The following is a 16,179-nucleotide window of genomic DNA, read 5'->3' on the forward strand; positions in this document are numbered from 1 at the left end:
CATGGAACGACGCAGCGCAGACATATTCATTTCGGGCGGCGGGATCGCCGGTCAGGTGGCCGCGGCCGTCTTCGCCGCACGCGGGTTTTCCGTCGTCATGGCCGATCCGGTGCCGCCCGTGACCGAGGCCGACCTCGACGGCTCGGACCTGCGATCCACCGCCTTTCTGCAACCCGCGCGCGACCTGTTCGCGGCCTGCGGGCTGTGGCCTTTGCTTGAACCGCTGTCGACCTCGCTCGACCGGCTGGCCGTGATCGACACGACCGGCTGGCCGCCCGTGGAGCGCGAGCGCAGGGTCTTCCAGGCCTCCGAGATGTCGGACGAACCTTTCGGATGGAACCTGATGAACTGGGTCGTGCGGCGCGAGCTGTGGCGCTACCTGCAAGACGCACCGGGCATCACCGCGCTGTACGGCACCGGGTTCAAACGGCTGGTGAACCGGACGACCGAAACCATCGTGACCCTGACCGACGGCTCCACCGTGCGCGCCAAACTGGCGATTGCGGCGGACGGCAAGTTCTCGGCCCTGCGGGAAGCGGCGGGGATCGACGTGACGACCACGCGTTACGGGCAAAAGTCTCTTGCCTTCACCGTGACACACGACCTGCCGCACGAGAACGTGTCGACCGAGATTTACAACGAGGGCGGGCCGTTCACCATCGTGCCGCTGGGCGATGTGGACGGTCAGCCCGCCTCGGCCATCGTGTGGATGAACAAGGGGCCGCGCTCGGTCGAGTTGATGGAGATGGAGGTCGACGCGTTCGAGCAGGTGATGTTCGAACGCTCCACCGGGCTTCTGGGCTGGATGAGCCTGAAGGGCAACCGCTCGATCTGGCCGATCATCACGCAGACCGCCGACCGGCTGGTCGAGGGGCGCGTGGCCGTCGTGGCCGAAGCCGCGCACGCCCTGCCCCCGATCGGGGCGCAGGGGCTGAACACCTCGCTAAACGACATCGCAGCACTTCTGGAGGCCGCGGTGAAGCGGCCCGACGACCCCGGCGCGCCCGAGGTTCTGGCGGAATACGACGCCGCGCGGCGCGCCGACATCGCCCGCCGCGCGCGGGTCATCGACGTGTTCAACCGCGTCGCAGGCTCCGGCGAGGCCGGCATTCAGGCGGTCCGGTTGATGGGGCTTCGCGCCGTCCACGACATCGCCCCGGTCCGGCGCGGCGTGATGCGCGCAGGTCTCGGCCCGGTCTGACGGCGACCTGATCGCGCGCCTGCGGCGCACAGGATTTGCGCCGCCCTGCCAATGGCAGGCCGTCGCGGTGAGGGGAGGCCAGCCTCCCCCGGATTTGCAGGCAAATCCGTCCCCTCCGAGGTTTCCGGAAACAGAGAAGACCTGCGACCGCCTGACGCGCGGCACAAATGCGCATTTCGGATGTCGGAATTTTGCGTCAGAAGAAAGCCCGCGCCAGGATCAGACAGGAGAGACCAATGACCGACCCGCAATCCGCCGAGACCGAACGCCGTCAGGCGATCTGGGGCTTTCTCATCGCCTTGGCGGTGGTGGTCGTTCTCGTCCTTGCCTTCGTGCTGTTCGGGCTTCCCGGCGTGGGAATGACCATGGTCGTCGTGACGCCGATCATGTTCGTGATCCTCATCACCCTGTCGGTCGGGAAGTAGGGAACCGAAGCCCGTCGCCCGGTGTTCCGAAGCAAAGGAGCACTGCCATGCCTGACCCAAGCCCCAAGGCCCGCGCCGACGCGGCCCCCCTTTCCGAAGACCAGATCGCGAGCGCCACATTCCTGATGTCGGCGCTCGTCGTCGTTTTCGCCCTCATGGGCATCGTCGTCGCCGGGCCCGCCGGGCTGGTCTTCGTGACCGAGGTGGTGATCGCTCTGGTCGTCTATGCGCTCTGGCGGATGCGCAATTAGGTGACGGCGTCCAGCGCGGCCTCGAGGCGCGCGACCGAGGCATCGACGTCATAGAGCTTGTCGAGGCCGAAGAGACCCAGACGGAAGCTCTTGTAGCCCTCGCCCTCGCCCACCATCAGCGGCACACCCGCCGCAATCTGGACGCCTTGGCCCAGAAACGCCTTGCCGGTCTGGAACTCGGGGTTGTCGGTGTAGACCACGACCACGCCCGGGGCTTCGAACCCGGGTGCGGCGACGGATTTGAAGCCGCGTTCGGCAAGGGCCGCCCGCACGCGGCGCCCCTGCTCCCACTGCGCGTCCTTCAGCTTGTCGAAACCGTAGTAGCGGGTCTCGACCATCGCGTCGCGGAAGGCGCGCAGCGCGTCGGTGGGCATGGTGGCGTGATAGGCGTGACCGCCGTTGGTATAGGCCTCCATGATCGCGATCCACTTGCCAAGGTCGATGGCGAAGCTGGTGGATTTGGTGGCCTTGGCGGCGGCGAGCGCGGTGTCGTTCATCATCACCAACCCGGCGGAGGGTTGCGCCGACCAGCCCTTTTGCGGGGCCGAGATCAGAACGTCGACCCCCAGCGCCTTCATATCCGCCCAGATCGTGCCCGAGGCGATGCAGTCGAGCACGAAGAGGCCGCCGTTCGCATGGACCGCATCGGTCACGGCGCGGATGTAGTCATCGGGCAGGATGATGCCGGAGGAGGTTTCCACATGCGGGGCAAAGACGACCTCGGGCTTTTCCGCCTCGATCTTGGCGATTACCTCGTCCAGCGGACAGGGCGCGAAAGGCGCGGTCGCGTCATTGCCGGTGCGGCGCGCCATCATCACGGTTTCTTCCGCCGGGATCGCGCCCATCTCGAAGATCTGGGACCAGCGGTATGAGAAAAAGCCGTTGCGGATGACCATGGCGCGTTTGCCTGTGGCGAACTGGCGCGCGACGGCCTCCATCCCGTAGGTGCCGCCACCGGGGACCACGGCGACCGCGTCGGCGTTGTAGACCTCGCACAGCCCCGCCGAGATGTCGCGCATCACCTGCTGGAAGGCCGCGGACATGTGGTTGAGGGAGCGGTCGGTGAAGACCACGGAAAATTCGAGCAGACCGTCGGGGTCGATATCGTTGCGCAGCGCCATCTGTGCCTCCGTCATATGTGTCGCGGGTGAGATACCGCGTTTCGCGGGGCACATGCGAGCGGTTTTACCGGCAGTAGGAGCCGGAGCGATACCGCGCGGTGTCGAAATGGAAGTGGTTCTGGTGAAAACGGTCGGATTTCGGGCCGAGCACGGTGCCGAAGGGGCCACAGGCGACGCGGTGCAACTGCTTCATCAGGTCGCCGTGCTGGCTGTGGTTCCAGTGGTCGAGGACGGTGAGTTTGACCCCGTTGGCGAGGGTGAAGCCGCCGACGTCGACGGCATGACCCTTGCCGTGTTCGCTGATCTTCGCGCCGCGCTGGTTGTTCCGGCTGCGGCAGGCGTAGCTCGCCATGATGTTCACCTCGCGCACACCGCCGCCCAGATTCTTGGTCAGCGGCACGAGCGCCTGACCGACCCAGGCATTGAAAACCACGGCGGTCTGGCAATCGACCGTGATCGGGGTCGAGAGCGCGACGCCGGAGACCGAGGTGACCTTGACCGGTTCTTCGATGCCGCATCCGTTGACGCGGCCGGGGATCGACTGAAGCTTGACGCCCTTGATTTCGGGGCGTCCGCAGACCGACCCGGCGGCCGAGGTGACGGCGCGGGCATGATCGCCGGACTGGGCCATGCCGGTGCGCTGAACGGTGTTGCGCCGCACGAGGTTGTCGGGGCGGCGCGGCGGGATCAGCGATTGGGCGACCGCGAGGCGGGTGTAGCTTTGCGACTGGGCCGCGGTCATCTGCTGAACGCGGGTGTTCTGGCCGGGGCGCGCGCGGGGCTTGAACACCTCGTTCACGAAATTCGCGATCGGGTCGTTCGGGGTCTGCGCCGGGGGTGGCGTGGCTGCGCCGGGGCGCGGTGGCGGCACGGGCGAGCGCGTGGGGGCTTCGGCGGCGAGGCTGGTCGCGAAGAGCGCGGCGGTGAGCGCCGCGGTTATCCCCCTGCCCCACCTCATGTCGTCGGTTCGCGTCCGAAGTTGGGGGCGGCGGTGTCCTGACCGGCCTCGATGATGCCGCGCCGGATCGCCCGCGTATGCGTGAAATAGTCGAACAGAAGCTCGCCATCCCCGGTGCGGATCGCCCGTTGCAGCGCGAAAAGCTCCTCCGTGAAGCGGCCGAGGATTTCCAGCGTCGCCTCTTTGTTGCTCAGGAACACGTCGCGCCACATGGTCGGGTCCGATGCCGCGATCCGGGTGAAGTCGCGAAAACCGGCGGCGGAATACTTGATGACTTCGCTGTCGGTCACGCGGCGCAGATCGTCAGCCACGCCCACCATCGTATAGGCGATGAGGTGCGGGGTGTGGCTGGTGACGGCAAGGACGAGGTCGTGGTGATCGGCGTCCATCTCTTCCGTGTTCGCGCCCATGCCGCGCCAGAGGGCATCGAGCCGCGCCACCGCATCCCTGTCCGACCCTTCGGCGGGCACGATCAGCGTGAAGCGGTTGTCGAAGAGCGACGCGAAGCCCGAGCGGGGCCCGGAATGTTCGGTGCCCGCCAGCGGGTGAGCCGGGACGAAATGCACACCTTCGGGAATGTAAGGGCCGACGGCCTCGATCACCGCGCCCTTGACCGAACCGACGTCGGTCACCGTGGCGCCGGGGGCCAGATGCGGCGCGATCTCTTCCGCGACCGCGCCCATCGCGCCGACCGGCACGGCGAGGACGATCAGATCGGCCCCCGCGACCGCTTCGGCGGCGGTGTCGACGACGCGGTCCACAAGGCCGATTTCGCGCGCCACATCGCGGGTTTCGGCAGATCGCGCCGTTCCGACGATCTCGCCCACCAAACCGCCCCGCCGCATGGCATGGGCCATCGACCCGGCGATCAGGCCAAGGCCGATCAGCGCGACCCGGTCATAGATCGGCGCGTCAGCCGGCATCGGCCACGCTCCCTTTGAACTCGCCGATCAGATGCGCGACCCGGCGGCAGGACGGCTCGTCCCCCACGGTGATGCGCAGGCAATGGGGCAGCTTGTATCCCGCCACCTTGCGCACGATGATTCCGTTCGCTTTCAGATAGTTGTCGACCGCGTCGGCCTCTTTCTCATCGGTGAACCGCGCCAGCACGAAATTCGCGCAGGAGGTGTCCGAGGGGACGCCATGTTCCGCCAGCGCCTCGGCCATCCAGGCCCGCAGGCGGGCGTTCTCAGCGCGGCATTTGTCCACATGCGCGCGGTCACGCACGGCGGCTTCGGCCACCGCAAGCTGGGTCGAGGACAGGTTGAAGGGGCCGCGGATGCGGTTCAGCACGTCGATGACCTCTTTCTGGGCATAACCCCAGCCGATGCGCAGGCCGCCCAGCCCGTAGATCTTCGAAAAGGTGCGCGTCATCACCACGTTCGGGTGACGTTCGACCAGCGAGGCACCACCATCGAAGCCCTCGACATATTCGGCATAGGCCCCGTCGAGCACTAGCACCACATTGCCGGGCAGTTCACGCGCAAGACGGGCGAGTTCCTTTTGCCCGACCATCGTGCCGGTCGGGTTCGCGGGGTTCGCGATGAACACGATCCGGGTCTTGGCGGTCACCGCACGCAGGATCTGGTCCACGTCCACCACGCGCTCGCGCTCCGGCACCTCGACAGGCTTCGCCCCCGCTGCGCGGGCCGAAATCTTGTACATCGAAAAGCCGTGCTCGGTGTAGATCACCTCGTCGCGCGGACCCGCATAGGCCTGACAGAGGAACGTGATGATCTCGTCCGAACCGACGCCGCAGATGATCCGCTCGGGGTCCAGCCCATGCACCTCGCCGATGGCGAAACGCAGGCTGGCGTGGTCCGTGTTCGGATAACGGTGGAGGTAGTGACCGGACCGCCCATAGGCTTCGATGGCTTTCTCGGACGGACCCAGCGGGTTCTCGTTCGACGAAAGCTTCACGACGTTGTCGACGCCATCGACTTTGGACGCGCCGCTTTCGTAAAGCTTGATGTCCATGATGCCGGGCTGCGGCTTGGGTGTCTTGGTCATTTCCATCCCCGGGGTTGAGGCCCCTGTCTTAGCGACCATCCGGGCGCGGGGCCAGACTATTCGGGGGGGCGGCGGGCCAGACGACCCGCCGACTGTGGGCTTGGAGCCTCAGGAGGTCTTCACCTGCGGCGCGCCCGTGGACATATCGGTCCCGAGATAGGGCTGGCCTGCCTGTTTCCAGTTGGCGAACCCACCTTCGAGATGCGCGATCTTCTCGAATTTCTTGCTCAGACAGATTTCGGCGGCCTTGCGCGAGCGCATACCGGAGCCGCAATACAGCACGACATGCTTGCCAAGCCCCGCTGGCAGCGCCTTTTTCGAGATATGGCTCATGGGCGCGAGAAGCGCGTCCTCGATGCTTTCGAACATGTATTCGGCCGGGGTGCGCACGTCGATCAGCACGATGGTCTCGTCCGCAAGTCCCTGCGCCACCTCCTGCGGGGTCCATGTTTCCAGCGTCTTGCCGTTCACGTCTTCGGTTTTCATCGGGTTTCTCCTGTGATCTGTTTCACGGCACCTAAGCACGCGGGCGCCGCCGGAAAAGACCCAATCAGTTTTTTGAATGTTTTAGGGCGCCTCACCGGATCGGGACCAAGACATGACACTTGCCGTTTATCTTGCCGCCGCCCTCGCCGAAATCGCCGGATGCTTCGCGATCTGGGCCTGGGCACGGTCCGGGGCGCCGGTCTGGTGGTTGGCGCCGGGCATCCTGTCGCTGGCCCTCTTCGCATGGCTCCTGACCCTGTCGCCCGCTGGCTTCGCCGGGCGGGCCTATGCTGCCTATGGCGGGATCTACATCCTCGCCTCGCTGGGCTGGCTGTGGCTCGTCGAACGTCAGGCCCCGGATCGGTGGGATATCCTTGGTGCCGCCCTGTGCCTCGCCGGCGCGGGCGTCATCCTGTTCGCGCCGCGCGGGGCCTGAGCCCCTACACCGCGCGCCCTCAGGCGCCCATCCGTTCCAGCACGTTGGCAAAGGCCCAAGGTTCGCTTTCAACAAGTTCTTCGGGGAAATGGCTCTGCCGATCGGTCAGCGGAGTCCAATCCGTGTAATGCGCCTCGACCGGGCCGAGATAGGGCATCTGCACCTCAAGGCACCGGCGATGGTCCATCTCGTCCGTCTCGACGATCCCCGCCTCGGGGTTCTCGAGCGCCCAGACCATGCCCGCGAGCACGGCGGAGGAAACCTGAAGCCCGGTCGCGTTCTGCTTGGGGGCAAGCCCCTTGGTCTCTTCGTTGGACAGGCGCGAGCCGAACCACATGGCGTTCTTGGCGTGCCCGTAGAGAAGCACGCCCAACTCGTCGATCCCGCCCGGCTCGATCTCGTCCACGTCGAGGATATGATGCACGTCCTGCACCTGACCCGAGCCGAACATCTCGTGCAGCGACAGCACGGCGTCGTCGCAGGGGTGGTACGCATAGTGGACGGTGGGGCGGAACTCCGGGTCGTCGCCCGCGCCCACGGTGTAATAGTCGGCAATCGACACCGCCTCGTTATGGGTGACGAGAAAACCGAACTGCGGGCCGGGGGTGGGGCACCACGTGCGGATGCGGGTGTTCGCGCCGGGCTGTTCCAGCCAGATCGCGGACTTGCAGCCGGTCTTCTGGCGGTGTCCGTTCGGCGGGAACCACGGCTCGAACGTGCCCCAGCCCAGTTCGGCGGGCTGGAACCCTTCCGCGATAAAGCCCTCGACCGACCATGTGTTGACGAAATGTCCCGGCTGGCGCGGCTCGGTGCGCACCTGCGTGTCGCGCTCGGCGATATGGACGCCCTTGACGCCGAGCGTCTGCATCAGCGCCGCCCATTCGCCGCGCGTCTTGGGGTCGGCTTCGGCCCCGAGGTCTTCGGCCAGCCGCAGAAGCGCGGCCTTGACGAACCAGCTCACCATGCCGGGGTTCGCCCCGCAGCAGGACACGGCGGTCGTCCCGCCGGGATTGGCCGCCTTTTCGTCCCGCACCTTCTGGCGCAGGGCATAGTTTGTGCGCGCCGCGTTATCCTCGGTATCGAAATAGAAGCCCGCCCAGGGTTCGACCACGGTGTCGATGTAAAGCACGCCGTGTTCACGGCAGAATTTCATCAGGTCGAGCGACGAGGTATCGACCGACAGGTTCACGACGAACCCCTTGCCGTCCTCGAACAGCCCGCCCAGCACGACCTTGTAATTGTCCCGCGTCAGCGTTTCCGCGACATGGGCATAGCCCGTCTCCCGCGCCGCCGCCCCGTTCGGCTCATTCGGTTCGACGATCGTGAGCTTCGATGCGTCGAACTCGAAGTGGCGCTCGATCAGCGGCAAGGTTCCCTGCCCGATTGAGCCGAAACCGATCATGATGACGGGGCCGTCGATGCGGGCGTAGATGGGGTGGGACATGGGCACTCCTTCGATCACGGGTTGGTCCCCCGTATGGCAAATGCGGGCCGCGGGGGGAAGGGCCGGACCCGATGACGAACAGGACCAGCCGCCACGAAAAAGGGCCGCCCCAACCGGGCGGCCCTTTCGCATTCGGGTCGGCTCAGATCAGTTCTGAGCGTAGAATTCGATGACGAGGTTCGGTTCCATCATGACCGGGTACGGCACGTCCGAGAGGCCCGGAGTGCGCACGAAGGTCGCCTTCATCTTGGAGTGGTCGACTTCGAGGTAGTCGGGCACGTCACGCTCGGGCAGCTGCGAAGCTTCCAGAACGATGGCGAGCTGCTTGGACTTCTCGCGGACCTCGATCACGTCGCCTTCCTTCACGCGGTAGGACGGGATGTTCACGCGCTGGCCGTTCACCATCACATGCGCGTGGTTCACGAACTGGCGGGCGGCGAAGATGGTCGGCACGAACTTGGCGCGGTAGACGACGGCGTCGAGGCGGCGCTCGAGCAGGCCGATCAGGTTCTCACCGGTGTCGCCTTTCAGACGCTCGGCTTCCGCGAAGATGCGGCGGAACTGCTTTTCGGTCATGTCGCCGTAGTAGCCCTTGAGCTTCTGCTTGGCGCGAAGCTGAAGGCCGAAGTCGGACATTTTGCCCTTGCGGCGCTGGCCGTGCTGGCCCGGGCCGTATTCGCGGCGGTTCACCGGGGATTTCGGACGGCCCCAGATGTTTTCGCCCATGCGGCGGTCGATTTTGTACTTGGCAGACGTGCGTTTGGTCACGGCTGATCTCCTTTATAGGTGGCTCCGCAACGTCCCCGAAAACCGGTTCCCACTTTTCGGGTTGCGGACGCGGTGGTCGCTCAACCCGGTGGGCCTTGTCGTCGGACCCGTCTTGGGGCCGATTTTAAAGGGCGTTGTCCTCTCCCCGGACTGGGCCTTGCGGGTCCAGCGATCCGGGTTGACAGGTTTCCCCTCGCGGGGTCCACCAACACCAATGAAATACGGCCCCCGAAAGGGCCGAATGGCGGGCTTATAGCCGTGTTTGGGCAGGAGTCAACGCCTTCGCGCCACGCTTTACCTTTTGCGCGGATCGGCTATCCTCACCCCGGATACGATGGAGCTTTGATGATTTGATCCGGCAGGGAGGCAAAGGGCCTCCCGGTGCACAGACCGCCGAAGATCAAGCCGCCGGTGATCGGTGGCCCGGTGGGGGTGCGCGAAACCTTCCCTTCTTTTCGTATCGAAAGACCCCAAGACAATGACACGGGACTATTCAAAGTTCTCTCTCGGTGGCGCCCCTGCGCCCCGCCCTGCCCTGTCGCCGCTTCAGGCACTGGGCTGGCAGCCGTTCTTTTCCGCACAGATCGACGCCGATGACATGCAGGCGCATCCCCCCGTCCGCGTCACCGCCGTTCATCGCAGCGGGCTTGCCGTGCGCGGCGACGGGATCGAGGCCGTTCTGCCCCCCGATGCCGAGGTGACGGTGGGCGACTGGCTGCTCTATGACGCCGAACGACCGGGGGCGAGCCGGCTTCTGGACCGCAAAAGCCTGATCCAGCGCCGCGCGGCGGGGCATGAGGTGCGCCAGCAGTTGATCGCCGCCAATATCGAAACCGCCTTCATCGTCACCTCGTGCAATGCCGATTTCAACGTCGCGCGCCTGGAGCGGTATCTGGCCCTCGCCTTCGAGGCCGGGATCGACCCGGTGATCCTGCTCACCAAGGCCGACATGGCCGAGGATGTGGCGGATTACGTCGATCAGGCCACCGCCATTTCCGACCGCGTGCCGGTGGTGGCGCTGGATGCGCGGGGCGATGCGCCGCGCGAAAAGCTCGCCCCCTGGACCAAGCCGGGGCGCACCGTCGCCTTTCTGGGGTCGTCGGGCGTGGGCAAGTCCACCCTGACCAACGCACTGGCGGGCGGCGACCTGATCGAGACGCAGGGCATCCGCGAAGACGACGCGAAGGGGCGCCACACCACCACGCACCGGGAATTGCACGTCATCGCGGGCGGTCCGGTGGTGCTGGACACGCCGGGAATGCGGGAAATCCAGCTTTCGGACGTGGCCGACGGGATCGCGGCGGTCTTTGCGGATATCGAGGTGCTGACGACCCGCTGCCGATTCCGAGATTGCGCGCATGAGACCGAGCCGGGCTGCGCGGTGAAAGCCGCCATCGAGGCGGGCGACCTCGACCCCGACAGGCTCACCCGCTGGCGCAAGCTCGCCGCCGAGGAAATGCACAACAGCGAAAGCATCGCCGAACGGCGAGCACGGGAGAAAGGCTTCGCCCGGCACGTGAAGCGTGTGGTGAACGAAAAGCCGAACCGCCGCTAGGTCAGACCCCGGCCCCCATGATCGCCGCCTCGGCCTGCGAAAGAAGACGTCGGGCCGGGGCGGAATAGCCCTCGGGCCGCGTTTCAAGCGACGGCATCGCACCGAACAGGCGCTCGCGCTGAACCTGCTCGACCGCCTCCAGCGCCTCGCCCTCGGGCAGGAAACTTTCGGTCTCGAGCCCGTTGGCGAAGACGACTTCATGGTTGGCGAGAAGCAGGTGGATATAGGTCACCTGCGTCACCGTGTGATCGCGCGTCACCATCCGGTCGTCGATCAGGTCGCGGGCCGCCACCAGCACCTCGTTCGTGCCGAACAGCGCCTGCGCCTTGCGGCCCTTGAGAAGCATACGGTGGGCGGGCGACACCATCAGGTCGCCGTCCGGGCGATCGACGCCCAGCGCACCCCGGCGCACGCGGATCGGGCGGAATTCCGGCATGGCGTACAGCCGCGCGCCGGAGATACGCTTTTCACCGACCCAAAGCACCTCCTGCAACCCGTTGTCCTTGGTCTGGATGCGGGCGCCTTCGCGAATGTCCTCGACCGCCACGTCGCCCTCGCCGGTGCGGATGCGGGTGCCGGGGGTGAAACAGATGACGCCGGTCGGCTGGTCGGTCAACCGGTTCGTCTCGGCCGCCTCCATCGTCGCCTGCACGACCCAAAGATCGCAGTCCGACGGCGGAAGCCCGTCCAGAAACATCAGAAGCGTTTCATGGGCCGACGCGCCATCGACCAGCATCACCGGCCAACTCTCGAACCCGTCCGTGACCACGAAGCCCAGATCGAAGAGCGTGTCGTCCTTGGGCATCTCCGCCTCGGGAACGTCACAGGAATTCAGAAACCGACGCACCTTGCGCGCCGCCCGTTTACGTAGGTCCGCCTCTCTCCCACCGAGGTCCAGCCGGATGACGTCCTGCGGTCCATCGACCCGCATCGCCCGTCCGCTCCACCGCCAGCTTGCCCCAACGCCCAGCGCGTCTCGCGGTGCCTGTGCGAGACCGTCTACTTCCGTTTGAGACCAGGAGATGACGAACGAGCCCAATATGCCCGTTCTCATGCCTGTATGCCTGCCTTCTGCTCATGTGCCACGGTCTCTGAACGAACCGTTTGTTACACATTCGCCGGGATAGCACGGATGCCGGGAATTGTTAACTATTTTGTGCAATCCCGATCTGCGCCAGCCTGTCGCGCCTTAAAACTTGAGGCGGATTTGCACGGATCCAACAAATTGCCCCTCGGGCTGGGCGGTGAATTCCGGCGACAGATAGGTCAGGCCATAGAACACGCTGCCCACCTCGCCATCGACCAGAAGGCCGCCACGCACCCGCGCGCGCGCAGGCGTGAGCGTATAGGCGGGTTCGGGCAGCAGGGCGGATGAGAACACCCGCGCCAGATCGGCGCCGAACAGGAACGACACGCCGGGTTCGTTCACGTCCTTCAGGATCTGATAGGGCTGGCCGCTCACGTAATCGCGGGCGATCACCCCGCTTCTGTAGCCGGGCCCGACCAGCAGATCGAACCCGACGCGGGCATAGGCTTCGAGCCCCACATGCGCTTCGGCGAAGGGGCGGAACGTCATCTCGTCCCCGATGGCGATGGCATAGGCCGCTTCGGCGTGACCCATCGGGCGCACGGCGTTGCCGATCTGCCCGGCGAGGACACCGGGGGCCAGACGGTCGAAGCCCGCGACACTGTGGAACCGGTCCTGTAGCGCCAGAACCTGCGTCGACGGGCCGACGGCCTCGGCCCCGGCGCCGAGCGCGAAATCCCAGCCGCCTCGCGCGAAATGCGTGAACAGACCGGCCCGTAGCGCCCCTGCGGCGCGGCGGTCGCCGGGCGCAGGCGTCAGGGTGTTGGCCGGCGTCACGATCTGGGTGCCCAGCCGAACCTCGATCAGGTCACCGAACGCATAGGGCAGCTCCCGCGTGCCCTCGGGTCCGAACAGAAAGGATGTCGAGGTCGAAAAGCTCTGCCAGCGGTCCTGAAAATCACCCGTGCCGTCGTTCGTAGTGATGTTCGCCCAACCCAGATAGGTCCACGACCGATCCTGCGCCGAAACGGCGCCGGCGACGAGGGACAGGATGAGCGCGGCCAGAAGGCGCGCGGGCGATATAGACATACGTTTCTCTCCCAGCCCCCAAGCCGGACTCCCACCATAGTGGCGGATGATGATTCGTCCCTATCCTTATCTACGCAGCCGGACGCGCGACAGATCAGGAAACCCGCACCCGATAGCCAATGCCTATGGATATCGCCCGGTTCCATGCTACTTTTCCAACATGCTGAACAAGCTCGAAATGTTCATCGCGCTCGCCAAGGAGCAGCATTTCGGACGTGCCGCCGACAGTCTGGGCATCACGCAGCCCACGTTGTCGGCGGGGATCAAGCAACTCGAAGCCGAACTCGGCGTGAAGCTGGTGCAGCGCGGGTCACGCTATGGCGGCCTGACACCCGAAGGCGCGCGCGCGCTCGACTGGGCGCGCCAGATCGTCGGGGATGCGCGGCGGCTGCGCGACGAGATGCGGTTCTCGCGCGAAGGGCTGACCGGACACCTGCGCCTCGCCGTGATTCCCACCGCGCTCACCTGGGCCTCGCGCCTGTCGGCCCGGTTCTCGGCGGCGCATCCCAACGTGACCTTCACCATCCTGTCACGCACCTCGATCCAGATCCTGAACATGCTCGAAAACCTCGAGGCGGACGTGGGCCTGAGCTACCTCGACAACGAACCCCTGGGCCGGGTGCAGGTGCAGGAGCTTTACCGCGAGGATTACGCGCTGGTCTGCGCGCCGGACGATCCGGCAGCGGGGCGCACGGACATCGGGTGGACCGACATCGGCACGCGGACGCTGTGCCTGCTCACCCCCGACATGCAGAACCGCCGGATCATCAACCGCGCCTTCATGGAAGCCGGGCAGACCCCCAACGTGCGCATGGAATCGAACTCCACCGTGGTGCTGGTCAGCCATGTCGAACAGGGTGGCTGGTCCACCGTCCTGCCGGGCGACATGGCCGCCTCGCTGTCGCTGGGCCGCGACGTGGCCGTCGTTCCGATCCGGTCCGACCGTCCGGGGCCGAGCGTCGGATTGGTCGCCCCCTATCAGGAACCGCAGACCCCGGTGCTTCAGGCCCTGCTGGACGAGGCGCGGGCGTTGTCCGATTGATAGAAAAACCCTATCGACCGACGGAACTGCGATATTGATTTACCGCGCATTCGGTGAGATGGCTCCGCCAACTTCGGAGGACCCATGCAAGCCAACTCGCCAGCATCCGCGCCCGATCTCGGCGCGATTCAAGAGGTCATCGAGGCCTACACCCATCTCGAAGGGCCGCTCCTGCCGATCCTGCACGCGATGATGGAGGCTTTCGATCACGTGCCCGAGGATGCGGTGCAGCCCATCGCGGACGCTCTGAACATCGGGCGGGCCGAAGTGCATGGGGTCATCAGCTTCTACCACGATTTCCGCACCCTGCCCGCAGGCAGGCATATCGTGAAAATCTGCCGGGCCGAGGCCTGTCAGGCGCTGGGCGCGAACGGGTTGGCGGACGCGGTGCTGACGAAACTCGGCATCTCATGGCACGGCACCACGCCCAACGGCGCGGTGACGATCGAGCCGGTCTATTGCCTTGGCCTGTGTGCCAACGGCCCTGCCGCGATGATCGGTGACAAGGTCGTGGGCGCGCTGGACGAGGCCAAGCTGGAGCGCGTGATTTCGGAGGCGGGCGCATGAAGATCTATCTGTCGCAGGATGCGGTCGCCCGCGCACTGGGCGCCGACGAGGTCGCCGCCGAGCTCGCCCGACATGACGTCGAATTGATCCGCGTCGGCTCGCGCGGGATGACATGGCTGGAACCATTGGCCGAGGTCGAGATCGACGGGGTACGCCATGCCTTCGGTCCGGTCACGGTTTCGGACGTGCCCGCGCTGCTGGCCGGCACGCTCGACGGCCACGGCCCGACCGAAGAGATCCCGTTCTTCGCGAACCAGACCCGCCTCACCTTCCAGCGCTGCGGCGTGATCGACCCGCTCGATCTGGACGCCTACCGGGCGCACGGCGGATTGACGGGTCTTGAACGCGCGCTGGATATGGACGGTCTGGGCGTGGTCGAGGAAGCCAAGGCCAGCGGTTTGCGCGGTCGCGGCGGCGCGGGCTTCCCGACGGGGATCAAGTGGGAGACGGTGGCGAAAGCCGAAGCCGATCAGAAATACATCGTCTGCAACGCCGACGAGGGCGACTCGGGCACCTTCGCCGACCGGATGATTATGGAAGGCGACCCCTTCTCGCTCATCGAAGGCATGGCCATCGCCGGGGTCGGCGTGGGCGCGACCAAGGGCTATGTCTATCTGCGTTCGGAATATCCCGACGCGATCCGGGTGATGAAGGCCGCGGTCGAGGTCGCCCGCGCGAACGGCCTGCTGGGGGCGAGCCTGTTGGGCAAAGGCCCGGCCTTCGACATGGAAATCCGGGTCGGTGCCGGGGCTTACGTCTGCGGCGAAGAGACCTCGCTCTTGAACAGCCTCGAAGGCAAGCGCGGTGTCGTGCGGGCGAAGCCGCCGCTTCCGGCGCTCGAAGGGTTTCTGGGCAAGCCCACGGTCGTGAACAACGTCATCTCGCTCGCCACCATTCCGGTGATCTTCGAGAAGGGCGCGGCGCATTACGCGAATTTCGGGTTGGGCCGGTCGAAAGGGACCATCCCGCTCCAGATCGCGGGGAACGTGAAATACGGCGGGCTTTACGAGATCGCCTTTGGTCTGCCGTTGGGTGAGATCGTGAACGACATCGCGGGCGGCACCCGCTCGGGCCGGCCCGTGAAGGCGGTGCAGGTCGGCGGGCCGCTGGGGGCGTACTTCGCGCCGCACCAGTTCGACACGCCCTTCGGCTATGAAGAATTCGACGGCGCCGGGGGCCTCATCGGTCACGCGGGCCTAACGGTGTTCGACGACACCGCCGACATGCTCGGCATGGCGCGCTTCGCGATGGAGTTCTGCGCGGTGGAAAGCTGCGGCAAATGCACCCCCTGCCGGATCGGCGCGGTGCGCGGGGTCGAAACCATCGACCGGATCGCCGCGGGCGACATGGCGGCGAAAGAGCTGCTGACGGACCTGTGCGAGACCATGACCGATGGGTCGCTTTGCGCCTTGGGCGGGTTCACCCCCTACCCCGTGATGTCCGCGATGACGCTGTTTCCCGAGGATTTCGCAGGTGCGCGCGAGGCGGCGGAATGATCCGGTTTCGTCTGCTGACGCAGCCGACCCGCGCGGGGGCGCTGCCCCCGCACCCCCGGGATATTTTCGGACCGGAAAGACGGGAGCGCGGCGCATGAGCGAGACCGTTAAGGGGCCGGCGTCCTATTTTCCGTCGATCGAAAAGACATACGGCCAGCCGATCGGGCATTGGCTGGGGATGGTCGCCGAAAAGGGCGACATGAAACATATGGAGATCGTGAACTGGCTGAAGGCCGAGCACGGTCTGGGGCACGGGCATGCGAACGCCATCGTCGCCTATGCGCTTGCGAAGAAAGGATGAGA

18 protein-coding genes are annotated in these 16,179 nt (G+C 66.0%); 9 read left to right on the forward strand and 9 right to left on the reverse strand.

What is annotated here, in order from left to right; genetic code table 11:
* The first annotated feature begins 1 nt into the window (after position 1).
* The 3 genes from FCT00_RS14275 to FCT00_RS14285 all read left to right on the forward strand — a co-directional run bounded on the left by FCT00_RS14275 (position 2) and on the right by FCT00_RS14285 (position 1,877).
* Positions 2–1,201: an FAD-dependent monooxygenase gene (locus tag FCT00_RS14275; protein WP_138423547.1), complete on the forward strand. Its 1,200-nt coding sequence runs from the start codon at positions 2–4 to the stop codon at positions 1,199–1,201.
* 236 nt (positions 1,202–1,437) lie between these two features.
* Positions 1,438–1,626, forward strand: a complete 189-nt coding sequence (locus FCT00_RS14280) for a hypothetical protein (protein ID WP_138423548.1) — start codon at positions 1,438–1,440, stop codon at positions 1,624–1,626.
* A gap of 47 nt (positions 1,627–1,673) precedes the next feature.
* Positions 1,674–1,877: a hypothetical protein gene (locus tag FCT00_RS14285; protein WP_008330470.1), complete on the forward strand. Its 204-nt coding sequence runs from the start codon at positions 1,674–1,676 to the stop codon at positions 1,875–1,877.
* Here the strand turns inward: FCT00_RS14285 and FCT00_RS14290 are convergent.
* The 5 genes from FCT00_RS14290 to FCT00_RS14310 form a co-directional block, all read right to left on the reverse strand.
* The gene (locus tag FCT00_RS14290) at positions 1,874–2,998 is read right to left on the reverse strand and encodes an aminotransferase class V-fold PLP-dependent enzyme (RefSeq protein ID WP_235889091.1); all 1,125 of its coding nucleotides are present in this window, start codon (positions 2,996–2,998) and stop codon (positions 1,874–1,876) included. The genes FCT00_RS14285 and FCT00_RS14290 overlap by 4 nt on opposite strands.
* Positions 2,999–3,062: 64 nt before the next feature.
* Complete coding sequence (locus FCT00_RS21680; protein WP_235889093.1) at positions 3,063–3,956, reverse strand: extensin-like domain-containing protein; 894 nt, start codon at positions 3,954–3,956, stop codon at positions 3,063–3,065.
* Positions 3,953–4,879 carry a prephenate/arogenate dehydrogenase family protein gene (locus FCT00_RS14300; protein WP_008330473.1) on the reverse strand — a complete coding sequence of 309 codons (927 nt, stop codon included), beginning with the start codon at positions 4,877–4,879 and terminating at the stop codon, positions 3,953–3,955. The genes FCT00_RS21680 and FCT00_RS14300 overlap by 4 nt, the downstream gene beginning before the upstream one ends.
* On the reverse strand, positions 4,869–5,966 hold the full coding sequence (gene hisC, locus FCT00_RS14305; RefSeq protein WP_040885572.1) for a histidinol-phosphate transaminase: 1,098 nt from the start codon (positions 5,964–5,966) through the stop codon (positions 4,869–4,871). Before hisC ends, FCT00_RS14300 begins: the two co-directional genes overlap by 11 nt.
* 108 nt (positions 5,967–6,074) lie before the next feature.
* Positions 6,075–6,452: a rhodanese-like domain-containing protein gene (locus FCT00_RS14310; protein ID WP_008330477.1), complete on the reverse strand. Its 378-nt coding sequence runs from the start codon at positions 6,450–6,452 to the stop codon at positions 6,075–6,077.
* A 112-nt stretch (positions 6,453–6,564) separates the two neighbouring features.
* Between FCT00_RS14310 and FCT00_RS14315 the strand changes: the two genes are divergently transcribed.
* Complete coding sequence (locus FCT00_RS14315) at positions 6,565–6,888, forward strand: YnfA family protein (protein ID WP_138423550.1); 324 nt, start codon at positions 6,565–6,567, stop codon at positions 6,886–6,888.
* Positions 6,889–6,907: 19 nt separating this feature from the next.
* On the opposite strand, the gene FCT00_RS14320 is transcribed toward FCT00_RS14315, so the two are convergent.
* Both FCT00_RS14320 and rpsD read right to left on the reverse strand, forming a co-directional pair.
* Positions 6,908–8,332, reverse strand: coding sequence for a homospermidine synthase (locus FCT00_RS14320; RefSeq protein WP_138423551.1), 1,425 nt, complete (start codon positions 8,330–8,332; stop codon positions 6,908–6,910).
* Between the two features lie 147 nt (positions 8,333–8,479).
* A complete protein-coding gene (rpsD, locus tag FCT00_RS14325; protein WP_008330480.1) occupies positions 8,480–9,100 on the reverse strand; it encodes a 30S ribosomal protein S4 in 621 nt (206 codons plus the stop codon).
* A 478-nt stretch (positions 9,101–9,578) separates the two neighbouring features.
* Between rpsD and rsgA the strand changes: the two genes are divergently transcribed.
* On the forward strand, positions 9,579–10,655 hold the full coding sequence (gene rsgA, locus FCT00_RS14330; protein WP_138423552.1) for a ribosome small subunit-dependent GTPase A: 1,077 nt from the start codon (positions 9,579–9,581) through the stop codon (positions 10,653–10,655).
* 1 nt (position 10,656) lies between these two features.
* Here the strand turns inward: rsgA and FCT00_RS14335 are convergent, their stop codons facing one another.
* Together FCT00_RS14335 and FCT00_RS14340 are read right to left on the reverse strand one after the other, a co-directional pair.
* The gene (locus tag FCT00_RS14335) at positions 10,657–11,586 is read right to left on the reverse strand and encodes a Hint domain-containing protein (RefSeq protein ID WP_138423553.1); all 930 of its coding nucleotides are present in this window, start codon (positions 11,584–11,586) and stop codon (positions 10,657–10,659) included.
* Between the two features lie 258 nt (positions 11,587–11,844).
* On the reverse strand, positions 11,845–12,771 hold the full coding sequence (locus FCT00_RS14340; protein ID WP_138423554.1) for a lipid A-modifier LpxR family protein: 927 nt from the start codon (positions 12,769–12,771) through the stop codon (positions 11,845–11,847).
* A 160-nt stretch (positions 12,772–12,931) separates the two neighbouring features.
* Between FCT00_RS14340 and FCT00_RS14345 the strand changes: the two genes are divergently transcribed.
* The 4 genes from FCT00_RS14345 to FCT00_RS14360 all read left to right on the forward strand — a co-directional run bounded on the left by FCT00_RS14345 (position 12,932) and on the right by FCT00_RS14360 (position 16,177).
* The gene (locus tag FCT00_RS14345; RefSeq protein ID WP_008330484.1) at positions 12,932–13,813 is read left to right on the forward strand and encodes a LysR family transcriptional regulator; all 882 of its coding nucleotides are present in this window, start codon (positions 12,932–12,934) and stop codon (positions 13,811–13,813) included.
* A gap of 84 nt (positions 13,814–13,897) precedes the next feature.
* Positions 13,898–14,380, forward strand: a complete 483-nt coding sequence (locus FCT00_RS14350) for a formate dehydrogenase subunit gamma (RefSeq protein ID WP_138423555.1) — start codon at positions 13,898–13,900, stop codon at positions 14,378–14,380.
* Entirely contained in the window at positions 14,377–15,876 is a 1,500-nt protein-coding gene (locus tag FCT00_RS14355; RefSeq protein WP_138423556.1) for a formate dehydrogenase beta subunit, read from the forward strand. The genes FCT00_RS14350 and FCT00_RS14355 overlap by 4 nt, the downstream gene beginning before the upstream one ends.
* A gap of 94 nt (positions 15,877–15,970) precedes the next feature.
* Positions 15,971–16,177: a DUF4287 domain-containing protein gene (locus tag FCT00_RS14360; protein WP_008330487.1), complete on the forward strand. Its 207-nt coding sequence runs from the start codon at positions 15,971–15,973 to the stop codon at positions 16,175–16,177.
* Positions 16,178–16,179 lie beyond the last annotated feature (2 nt).

The sequence above is a fragment of the Maritimibacter alexandrii genome, assembly GCF_005871115.1.
Classification (GTDB): Bacteria; Pseudomonadota; Alphaproteobacteria; order Rhodobacterales; family Rhodobacteraceae; genus Maritimibacter; species Maritimibacter alkaliphilus.